This window comes from Lactococcus garvieae subsp. garvieae (genome assembly GCF_029024465.1).
In the GTDB taxonomy this organism is placed as follows: Bacteria; Bacillota; Bacilli; order Lactobacillales; family Streptococcaceae; genus Lactococcus; species Lactococcus garvieae.
The window spans coordinates 333,786-345,351 of record NZ_CP118950.1; the positions used below are offsets into that span (position 1 = coordinate 333,786).

The following is an 11,566-nucleotide window of genomic DNA, read 5'->3' on the forward strand; positions in this document are numbered from 1 at the left end:
TTTTTTTACTACGAAGACCTTAGTTTTTAGCACCATATACGGAGCCAGCATCTAAGAGTTTATCTTGACGATGCAGTTGATAAAATTCTTCTAAACCAGGAGTAACACTTGGAGCAACAGCATCAAAGGTTTTGGCTTGCTGGATAGCTTGGGGCGTTGGTGGCTCAGTAAGCTGAGGCAGTTCTGGTAAGAGAGGTTCATGGGACATGGCTGTACCTGAGTAACTAAATGGCGGCACATTTCTGCCTTGATTCATGTATCTGATCGTGTTGTTCAAAAGATAGACACGCATGTTGTTTTCTTGTTCAATGGGCGCAGCTGGGACATAATATTTCCCACTCATATCTGGGCTTCCGACCCATACAGCGGTTGAAACTCCCGTAGAAGTAGCAGCCATCCAAGCATCAGGAGCTCCTTGACTACGTGCAGGTTCTGTGGCAGTATCGGGGAAATTGGAGAGGCCAGACTTAGTAGCGAAAGCATTCGGCCATTGCGGCTGTGCAGCTAAAGGCTCGGAACCATTCGGCTGTGTAACATTTTGCATGAGATTAACGAGGGAACGAGCTGTTGAAGAACTCATGGCACGTTGTGATTCAGGCTGAGTAAGCGGCAGTTCTTGACCATTTACAGTGACAGAGGCCACAGCAGTAGGTGTAACGCGTACGCCATCATTACCAATCGCAGAATAGGCAGATGCAGACTGTAAAGATGACAAATTGTAGTCAATAGACATGGATTCTTGGTCATATTTGACAGAAGCAATACCAAGTGGCTGCATAATGCTGTTTTTTTGCTCGTTATTGGTCATGTTAAAGGTTTGAAGGGCTGCAGAGTTCAAAGAGTTACCAAGGGCAAAACCGACAGGGACAGGACCATAATTATTCCCACCGTAATTCATCAGGGGTGTGCCGTCAGCGTATGTTGTAGCATTACCATTCAAGGTACTGTTTTCATTAATATAGCCATATTCAAGAGCGGGTGCATAATCGAGTAAGGGTTTGATTGTTGAACCTGAAGAACGTCCAGAGGAAATTGGCAATTGTGGATTGTCCGAATTTGTATTTAAAGCTAAGATATGACCTGTTTGGGTATCCACCACTGATATTGCAGTTAAAGTCCCTTCTGGCAGGTTATTACGTGGAATATTTGAGACATCGGGTGCGGTATGATTTGCTACGCTCTCTAGATAATCGAGATGTCCTTTCGTCGCATATGTTTTGACAACAACCTTAGCGTTTCTTGGTAAAGCAATCTGGCCGAGCTCTTTTTGTACCTGAGCAATATAGGCTTGGTAAGCATGTGGGATACCTTGTGTATAACTTGGCTTAAGTGTCAGCTCTTTTTTCACTGCTTCAGCGCTGTCCTTGTATTCTTGCTCAGAGATGATTTTGTTGGACTTCATCACCGAAAGAACAGTCAATGCGCGTTGTTTCCCTGCGCCTTCAAAATCTTGAACATAAGTTGAAGGTGCTTGACCGAGCCCCGCTAAATAAGCAATTTGAGCAATATACAGGGGCGTTTTCTCTGAGGTGAGCATTGGTGTCGAGAAAAGATTGTTCCAAGCAGCACCAGGACCAATGGTTTCAGGTGTCAAACGCAAGGAGTCCAGATAACTGGTGAGAATTTCTTCTCGAGAATAGCGTTCAGCAAGGCTATGTGCATCAATCAATTCGACAATTTTTCGAGTCAATGATTTATCGGCAGTAAAACCACCATGTGCAATATTTTTTGCCAATTGTTGATCAAGAGTTGAGCCGCCACGTGCACCGTTTGCGAGATGTAATTTCGTAAGTACTTCTGATAAGACCGCATTAGCCACTCCTTTGATAGAATAGCCCTTGGTTTTACGGGAATAGAAGTCGCTATCTTCCACGGCGACCAAAGCTTTTGTGTAAAGTTCAGGGATATTTTTATCTTTTCCTGAGAGTTGCGCTGGAATGTATTTATAGATATTTGAAGAATCTTGAAGGGCTTCGCCATTAATATCCGTAATAGTAAAGGATTGGGAGATGGCTTGTGGGGAAGGCTTAAGCTCGATCGTATGTGCCAAGTGTGATTCTTTATCGAGGAGATAGACAGCTCCTGCAGCACCGACAGCGCCTACAAATAAGAAGAGCAGAAAAAGAACAGCAAGGGTACGAAGAATTATTTTTTTAGCCATTATTCATCTCCTTTCTTTTTAGCTTTGGTGGCCTCTTTTTTGGAGGTCTCTGTTTTTTCTTTGTCTTTTTTGGCAGAATCGGCAGAAGCTTTCTTTTCTTCAGTTTTCTTTTGCGTTTGAACCTTGATTGTCTCACCTTTTAGAATACGATCGTACTGAGAAGGGTCAGGATTTTGTTTAGTGACAGTCGCTGTGTCTTTGTCCTCATTGTTTGATTCCACTTCAATTTTATAATTGGTGCCTGCTTGTTTTCTTATGGCCGCAAGGGTTTGACCTTTGAGATTAGGCAGTTCTACGCTTGAATTTTTCAATTGTTCTGATTTTTCGACTTTTTGTTGAAAGTCTGTTAATTCTTTGATGCGCGCCTCCACGGTTTCCTTCTGGCTGAGATAAGCATTTACCTTGTTAAAGACCGGGAGAAAGTCTGCCATGAGTGAATTATTGGTAGAAATTTTATCAAATTGAAGCTGGGATATTGCTGTGTAGTTATTGGTATAGTTAACAAACTGTGTAAAGTTATTGAGGATGGCATTTGCATCATTGAGCGCTTGAACAGAAGCAGAAATCGTTGATTTGGAAACAGCATTATTATCTTCAATATAAGACTGAATGCTCTTTTCAGTTTGCTGCGTCAATTGGTTTGCATCTTGAATAAACTGAGGCAACTCTTCAGCTTTTAAAGTTTTGGTTTCTGCTTGGAGCTGATCAATGGACCGATTAAGACGGGCATTCTCATAAGTTTGAGAAAGTTGCTTCATCTGCTCATCACTTGCACCCAGCGCTTGTTGGAGTTCTTCCTGATTTTGCGAAAACTGAGTTTCAGGAAGTTCGCCATTGACGATACTATTGACACGTTTTTCATTCTCTCCGAGTTTTTCTGCCAGTTCACTGGAAGCATTGCTCAGATAGACGTCAAGTGCGTTGTTTTTTAGTTTTTTGATATAGTCGTTATCCTCGGGTAGGATATTCGTGGTTTCGACAATCTCTTTTTGGGACATTGACTGGAAAACAGGATAATCACGAAAAAGTATCTGTCGGCCAAGAATACCAGATGTTATGATGATGATACTGAACAAGACCGTCAGTACAATCACAACCTTTTTAAAAATATTTTTCTTCATTAAAAACCTCATAAAAATTAAGCTTAGCATAAGCTATTGAACTTCTCCATTATAACAACTTTCTTTCTCAGAGGAAACCGAAAAATATGATAAAATTATTAGTATGAATATCGAGTCAAAGATCAAAGATTTAACGGAGCTATTAAATAAGTATGCTCACGAGTACTATACCTTGGATATGCCCTCGGTTGAAGATGCGGAGTATGATCGCCTTTATCGTGAGTTAGAAACCCTAGAACACGATAACCCACATTTGGTACGGGCTGATTCGCCGACCCATCGTACAGGCGATGTCGTACTCTCAGGATTTGAAAAATATACCCATGAATATAATCTCTACAGCCTAGCAGATGCTTTTTCGCGTGAAGAGCTGGAAGATTTCGATGAACGTGTACGTAAAGTCATTCCAAAGCCTGAATACATTTGTGAGTTAAAAATTGATGGCCTCTCACTTTCTCTGAAATACACAGCTGGTCAACTTGTCGTAGCTGCGACTCGTGGAGATGGGAGTGTAGGGGAAAACATTACAGAAAATGTTAAACGAATCAAAGATGTCCCTCTGGTATTAAAAGAACCTATTAATATTGTGGTGCGTGGTGAAGCTTATTTGCCACGTAAAAATTTCGTCAAACTCAATAAGGAACGTGAACTTGAAGGTAAACCTTCCTTTGCCAACCCCCGTAATGCAGCAGCCGGCACTTTACGACAGTTGGATACGAAAGAGGTGACTAGGCGTGGTTTGGCAACCTTCCTTTATCAAGAAGCGAGTCCTGCGACAAATGATACTCAAGAAGAAGTTTTGGAGTACTTAGAAAAGCTAGGACTTGTCGTCAATAAAGAACGTGTTTTTGCACGAAATATTGATGAAGTCTGGACCTTTATTGAGCGCGTGGCCGCTCTTCGGGATGACTTGGACTATGATATTGATGGTGTGGTCATCAAAGTTAATAATCTGGCAGAACAAGAGGAACTAGGCTTTACAGTCAAGGCACCCCGGTGGGCAATCGCTTATAAATTTCCAGCCGAACTGGCAGAAACGGAAATCCTCTCTGTGGATTGGACAGTGGGACGTACAGGGGTTGTTACACCAACAGCAAATATGGTTCCTGTGACCTTAGCGCAGACTACAGTATCACGCGCTACCTTGCATAATGTTGATTACATCAAGGAGAAGGATATCCGTCTTAAAGACAAAGTCATGATCTATAAGGCAGGGGATATTATTCCAGCAGTTCAACGTGTTTTGTTTGAGAAACGTCCAGCAGATTCTGTAGAAATGGAAATCCCTCAATATTGTCCGGAATGTTCAACTGAGCTTTTGCATTTTGAAGATGAAGTCGCTTTACGTTGTATCAATCCGCTTTGTCCAGCACAAAATCGTGAAAAACTCATTCACTTTGCCAGTCGTGGTGCAATGAATATTTCTGGTTTAGGTCAATCGATAGTGACGCAACTTTTCAAAAATAACTTAATTAAAGATGTGGCAGATATCTATAAGCTGCAGTTTGACGAATTAGTGGCCCTTGATAAAATTCAAGAAAAGTCGGCAACCAAGTTATTAAATGCAATTCAAGCTTCAAAAGAAAATTCCGCTGAAAAACTCCTTTTTGGTTTGGGCATTCGCCATGTCGGATCGAAAGCTGCCAAATTATTAATGGAGCGTTTTGGTAATCTTCGTGCCTTGTCGCAAGCAAGCTTAGAAGAAATTGCCGAAATTCCAAGCCTGGGCTCAGTTATTGCCAAAGCTGTAACCACTTATTTTGCAACAGAGGGTGCACAAGTTTTGCTTCAAGAATTGGCAGAAGCAGGAGTCAACTTCGACTATCTTGGCCTTAAGCCGAAGACAGACAGTGTATTATCAGGGAAAACTGTTGTTTTAACAGGGAAATTAACAGCCATGACACGAACAGAGGCAAAAGAAAAACTGGAAGCTTTAGGCGCAAATGTCTCAGGTTCAGTTTCTAAAAAGACAGATTTAGTTATAGCTGGAGCAGATGCTGGGTCAAAACTGGCTAAAGCACAGGATTTAGGTATAGAAGTTTGGTCAGAAGAGGAGTTGCTGAATTTATGAAAGCAAGATTGATTTACAATCCAAGCAGTGGGCAAGAAATCATTAAAAAAAATGTCGCGGACATTTTGGATAAGTTAGAAACTTTCGGCTATGAAGCCTCTGCTTTTCAGACGACTCCAGAACCACAATCTGCTCAAAACGAAGCTGCACGCGCTACTGAAGCAGGTTTTGATCTCATTGTCGCAGCTGGTGGTGATGGCACCATCAACGAAATAGTAAGTGGTATGTCTCCATTTGATAAAAGGCCTAAATTAGCCATTATCCCCACAGGGACAACCAATGATTTTGCACGCGCACTTAAAATTCCACGGAATAAGCCCTTAGCAGCTGTTGAAATGATCGGTAAGAATCAGACCTTGAATATTGATGTGGGCCAAGTGAATGATGCCGAGTATTTTATTAATATTGCTGCTGGTGGAAGCTTAACAGAGCTGACTTATAGTGTCCCAAGCCGTTTGAAAACAGCTTTTGGTTACTTGGCTTATCTTGCCAAAGGCGTTGATTTGCTGCCACAAATTCGTAAACGCAAAGTCAAGGTTACGCATGACGATGGTGTGTTTGAAGGTGAGATTTCCATGTTCTTTGCGGCATTGACTAACTCTGTTGGAGGATTTGAAAAAATTGCTCCAGATGCCAAACTAGATGATGGGCTCTTTACCCTTATTTTGGTGAAGACAGATAATTTGTTCGAATTACTTGCTTTGATTTCCATGGTGATTAAGGGCAGTCACGTGGATGATGTAAATATTGAATATTTGAAATCAAGCCAAATTAAAGTCGAACCACTCACAGATAAAAAAATGATGATCAATGTGGATGGCGAGTATGGAGGCGATGCTCCAGTAACTTTCAGAAATCTCCATGGTCACATCGAAATTTTTGTCAACCTTGACGAAATTAATAATGATCATTATCTGGGAGATGAGGAAGAAGAACTCGAAGCTGTTGCTCAGAAATTTACTGAGGAAGCGGAACAGCTCAAAGAAGAAGTGAAATAAAAATTAAAACTGTACATGATGTACAGTTTTTTTGTGCAGTTTGGACATTGTTTTACGGAAGCGTTTGCATTAGAATGAAGGTAGCTTAAATACAACAAGATTAAGGAGAAGCAATGACAACACTTAAATTAGACAAGGTTTATAAAAAATATCCTAATGCTACACAGTATTCGGTTGAAGATTTTAATTTAGATGTTAAAGACAAAGAATTTATTGTCTTTGTTGGCCCATCAGGTTGCGGGAAATCAACAACTTTACGTATGATTGCCGGACTGGAAGACATCACAGAGGGCGAATTTACCATTGATGGTAAATTGATGAACGATGTTGCCCCTAAAGACCGTGATATAGCCATGGTTTTCCAAAACTATGCCCTTTATCCTCATATGACTGTTTTTGATAATATGGCTTTTGGACTTAAACTGCGTAAGCATAAAAAAGAAGACATTAAGCAACGTGTAGAAAATGCAGCGAAGATTCTTGGGTTGACTGATCTTCTCGATCGTAAACCTGCCGATATGTCTGGTGGACAACGTCAACGTGTGGCTATGGGACGTGCCATCGTTCGGGATGCTAAAGTTTTCCTTATGGATGAGCCTTTGTCAAACTTGGATGCCAAGCTCCGTGTTTCTATGCGTACAGAAATCGCTAAAATTCACCGTCGTATCGGAGCTACAACCATTTATGTCACCCACGACCAAACTGAAGCCATGACGCTCGCAGATCGTATCGTCATTATGAGTTCTACACCGAACGCGGACAAATCAGGAACTGTCGGACGCATTGAACAGATCGGAACACCGCAAGAACTTTACAATGAACCAGCGACAAAATTCGTTGCCGGCTTCATTGGTAGTCCAGCAATGAACTTCTTAAATCTCAAAATTGAAGGCAACAAACTTATCGGTGAAGGCATCAGTTTGACATTGCCAGAAGGCCAGCACAAGCTTCTTAAAGAAAAAGGTTATTCTTCAAAAGAAGTCATCATGGGAATACGTCCAGAAGATATTTCAGCTTCAATCCTTGCAGAGGAAGCTTATCCTGATGCTCAAATCGATGCTGAAGTTACTGTCTCAGAACTTTTGGGTGCTGAAACAATGCTCTATCTTAAGGCAGGAGATGCAGAACTCGTGTCTCGTGTAGAAGCAAGAGACTTCCGTCAGCCTGGCGAAAAAATCACTGTCACACTTAATCTTAATAAAGCACATTTCTTTGATAAAGATACCGAAGTACGTATTACAGAAGCTTAAATCAAATTCTGATTGTGTTTATATCCATAAAAGCAGAGACTTATAATAAGTTTCTGTTTTTCTATACTTTTTTGTCAAAAGTATTTGACACTCATCACTCATGGTGCCTATAGTTAAAAGTGCTAAAATAGAAATAGTCAAAAAATTAAGCGTAAGAGCTCTTGGATTTTCAGGAATGTTTCCACAGAAAAAACAAATGACACCGTTTCTTCTGATGAAAAACCAAATAAATGCTTTTACATAAGGACTTTATCATGAAAAAAACTATGGATGGGAATATGGCAGCTGCACATGTTGCGTATGCTTTCTCTGAAATTGCAATGATTTACCCCATTACGCCAAGTTCACCAATGGCTGATTATACAGATGCTTGGTCGATCTCGGGCCGCAAAAACATTTGGGGACAACCTGTAAAACTGAGCGAGATGCAATCAGAAGCAGGTGCTGCTGGAGCTTTGCATGGTGCCATAAAAGCTGGAGCTCTAGCAACAACCTTTACCTCATCTCAGGGGCTTTTATTGATGTTGCCTAATATGTACAAGATGGCAGGAGAACTTCTTCCTGGGGTTATTCATGTGGCCGCGCGTGCTATTGCAACAGGTGCACTGAATATCTCCGGAGATCATTCGGATGTTATGGCCGCGCGCTCGACAGGTTTTGCCATGTTAGCAGCATCTAGTGTCCAAGAAGTTATGGACTTGTCAGCTGTTTCTCACTTGACAACAATTGAAGCATCAGTGCCTTTTTTAAACTTTTTTGATGGTTTCCGCACCTCACATGAAATTCAAAAAATTGATGTTCTGGATTACGAAGATCTGGCACCACTGATTAACCAAGAAAAATTAAGGGCCTTCCGTCAACGTGCGATGAATCCAGATCACCCCAGCGTGTCAGGAACCAATCAAAACGCTGACATCTATTTCCAACAGCGTGAAACGGTTAATCCTTTTTATGAAGAACTTCCTGCACGCGTGCAAAAATATATGCGGGAAATAAATCACTTGCGTGGTACGGACTATGATTTGGTGGATTACTATGGAGCACCAGATGCCGAAGAAGTTATTGTAAGTATGGGATCTGTTGCAGGAACAGTGAGACAAACTGTTGATTACTTGAATCATCAAGGGCGTAAGGTAGGGTTTTTGAATATCCACCTTTATCGTCCATTTCCATCAGAAAACTTTCTCGAAAAATTACCTAAAACCGTAACTTCACTAGCTGTACTTGATCGGACAAAAGAGGCAGGAAGTAATGCTGAGCCACTTTTACTCGATATTAAAGATCTGCTGTTTGAGCAAAATATTTCTGTTATTGGTGGACGTTATGGTATTGGTGGTAAAGATACACGCCCAGAGCACATCGTGGCAGTTTTCGAACAGTTGAAAAATAAAACTGTGAATCAAAGCTTTACCATAGGTATAGAAGATGATCAGACTCATCTTTCCCTACCGCTTGCAGGGGACTTGGATCTCACTTCAGCGGATACTTATCAAGCAAAATTCTGGGGCTTTGGTTCAGATGGGACCGTGGGCGCGAATAAAGCTGCTATTAAAATTATCGGTGACCATACGGACAAATATGTTCAAGGTGCCTTTGAGTACGATTCGAAAAAATCAGGTGGATTGACTGTAAGTCATTTGCGTTTTGGCGACAGCCCTATTCAGTCGGAATATATGATTTCGCATCCAAATTTTGTAGCCTGCCATAATACAACTTATGTGCGCCAATATGATTTAACAAAAGGTTTGCGCCCCGGAGGGATTTTCCTCCTCAATACAAGCTGGACAGATGAACAACTTGATCGAAATTTGCCTGCTCAGCTTAAAAAGTATATTGCGGAAAATGCGATTCGTTTCTACACTATTGATGCTGCAAAAATTGCACACACTACTGGTTTGGGACGTCGTATTAATACCATCATGCAAGTTGCTTTCTTTAAATTGACCGACATCATGCCCTTTGATAAGGTTTATGAGATTCTTAAAGCGGACGCACAGAAGTATGCCCGCAAATCGCCAAAGATTGTAGAGCAAAACTTACAAGCGATGGAAGCAGCTCTAGATCATTTACATGAAGTAAAAGTACCTGGCTCATGGATTGAGACAAAAGAAAAAGTTATCACAGCTGCTCCGGCAGATACGGCACGTAAACGCTATGTCTTCAACTTTTTAGATAAGGTGAATGCCTTTGAGGGAGATCAATTAACTGTTCAGGATGTGGCTACCAATGTAGCAGCAGGAAGCAGTCCACTAGGAATATCTGCTTTCGAAAAACGCGGTATCGCTTTGGAAGTTCCCGAATGGAATGGCGCTGCATGTACACAATGCAACGAATGTTCTTTTGTCTGTCCACATGCTGCCATTCGTCCTTTCCTCGCGGATGAAGATGAATGGAATGTGGCACCAGAGGGCTTCAGTGTAATGGATTACCGTGGCAAAGACGGACTCAAGTACAGGATTCAAGTCTCTATCGAGGATTGTACAGGCTGTGGTCTCTGCGTGGAAGCTTGTCCGAAAAAAGGGCAAGCCCTAAAAATGGTACCTTATGAAAGTCAAAAAGCACAAGCCATCAACTGGGCGTTTGGGATGACACTTAAGCAAAAGGAAAATCCAGCACGCTCTGGTACAGTCGCTGCTACACAGTTTAACCAACCCCTCTTTGAGTTTTCTGGTGCGTGTTCTGGCTGTGGTGAGACACCTTATATCAAGCTGCTGACACAGATGTTTGGTGATCGTATGATGATTTCCAATGCTACAGGATGTTCTTCTATTTATGGTGGGTCACAGGCTGCGCCTTATGCCACAAACCATGCGGGGCAAGGACCAGCATGGTCAAACTCACTCTTTGAAGATAATGCTGAATACGGTTATGGTATGTGGTTTGCGAGTCAAACAAGACGTCAAAAACTTGCAGCACAAGTTAAAGTCGCCTTACCTGAAATGTCGGATACATTAGCGCAATTAGCTGAAGATTGGGTGGAGCATATGGAAGATTCTGAAGGTACACGAGCACGTGCAGAAAAGTTCAAAGCCCTGCTCAAAGAGGAAAAAGAAAATTCAGCTCTCCTACAAGAAATATACAAAGAAAAAGACCAATTTGTTAAACCCACACAGTGGATTTTTGGTGGCGATGGCTGGGCCTATGATATTGGATTTGGTGGTTTGGACCATGTTATTGCCAGCGGTGCAGATGTAAATATTCTCGTTATGGATAATGAAGTCTATGCCAATACAGGCGGACAGGTTTCCAAAGGGACACCGGCCAGTGCGATTGCGCAGTTTGCTTCCGGCGGGAAGATTGCTGCGAAGAAGGATCTTGGCTTTATGGCTATGACTTACGGCAATGTTTATGTAGCACAAATCGCAAGTGGTGCAAACATGATGCAAACAATTAAAGCCTTTGATGAAGCGGAAAAACATAATGGCCCTTCTCTCATTATTGCCTACACGCCATGTATTACCCATGGCAACTATGAGGGAATGAGCAAGGTGCTTGATGAAGCAAAAGCTGCAGTAAACAGTGGGTATTGGCAACTTTACCGCTATAATCCAGCACTTGAAGACTTAGGGAAAAATCCTCTCACTCTAGACTTTAAACGTCCAGATTTCGGACAAGTCAGAGAATTGTTGGTGAAGCAATCCCGTTTTGCCAACCTTATGAAAGTCAATGCGGAACAAGCAGAATTGCTTTATGCAAAAGCTGCAGCAGATGCGAAGAAAAAATTCCTACGCTATGCCCGCATGTCAGGAGATTACGAGAAATTTATTGCTCGTGAAGCAAAAAATTCGGATAAAAAAGCTGCGCAGCCGGTTCGTGAAAAAAGAGAACGAAAAGAACGTCCGGTCGATCCTGAGCGTGAAGCAAGACGAGCTGCACGAAAAGCTGCACGTCAAGCAAAATAATAAAGTTTAAAAGTGGCAATGCTAAAATTGTCACTTTTTCTTTGAATGTAGAAGATAACATAA

The 11,566-nt window shown here is 41.7% G+C and carries 6 protein-coding genes; 4 read left to right on the plus strand and 2 right to left on the minus strand.

Annotated elements, in window-relative coordinates:
• Positions 1-19: 19 nt before the first annotated feature.
• Together PYW30_RS01735 and PYW30_RS01740 are read right to left on the minus strand one after the other, a co-directional pair.
• Positions 20-2,161 (minus strand): transglycosylase domain-containing protein, encoded by a 2,142-nt coding sequence (locus PYW30_RS01735; RefSeq protein ID WP_042217457.1) that lies wholly within the window; start codon positions 2,159-2,161, stop codon positions 20-22.
• Positions 2,161-3,282 carry a PASTA domain-containing protein gene (locus PYW30_RS01740; RefSeq protein WP_042217456.1) on the minus strand — a complete coding sequence of 374 codons (1,122 nt, stop codon included), beginning with the start codon at positions 3,280-3,282 and terminating at the stop codon, positions 2,161-2,163. The genes PYW30_RS01735 and PYW30_RS01740 overlap by 1 nt, the downstream gene beginning before the upstream one ends.
• A 109-nt stretch (positions 3,283-3,391) precedes the next feature.
• Between PYW30_RS01740 and ligA the strand changes: the two genes are divergently transcribed.
• From ligA to nifJ, 4 genes are all read left to right on the plus strand, one after another.
• Complete coding sequence (gene ligA, locus PYW30_RS01745) at positions 3,392-5,353, plus strand: NAD-dependent DNA ligase LigA (RefSeq protein ID WP_180752994.1); 1,962 nt, start codon at positions 3,392-3,394, stop codon at positions 5,351-5,353.
• The gene (locus PYW30_RS01750; protein WP_042217451.1) at positions 5,350-6,351 is read left to right on the plus strand and encodes a diacylglycerol kinase; all 1,002 of its coding nucleotides are present in this window, start codon (positions 5,350-5,352) and stop codon (positions 6,349-6,351) included. The genes ligA and PYW30_RS01750 overlap by 4 nt, the downstream gene beginning before the upstream one ends.
• A 113-nt stretch (positions 6,352-6,464) precedes the next feature.
• On the plus strand, positions 6,465-7,601 hold the full coding sequence (locus tag PYW30_RS01755; RefSeq protein ID WP_042217449.1) for an ABC transporter ATP-binding protein: 1,137 nt from the start codon (positions 6,465-6,467) through the stop codon (positions 7,599-7,601).
• 254 nt (positions 7,602-7,855) lie between these two features.
• The gene (gene nifJ, locus PYW30_RS01760) at positions 7,856-11,503 is read left to right on the plus strand and encodes a pyruvate:ferredoxin (flavodoxin) oxidoreductase (RefSeq protein ID WP_096822668.1); all 3,648 of its coding nucleotides are present in this window, start codon (positions 7,856-7,858) and stop codon (positions 11,501-11,503) included.
• The last annotated feature ends 63 nt before the right edge of the window (positions 11,504-11,566 follow it).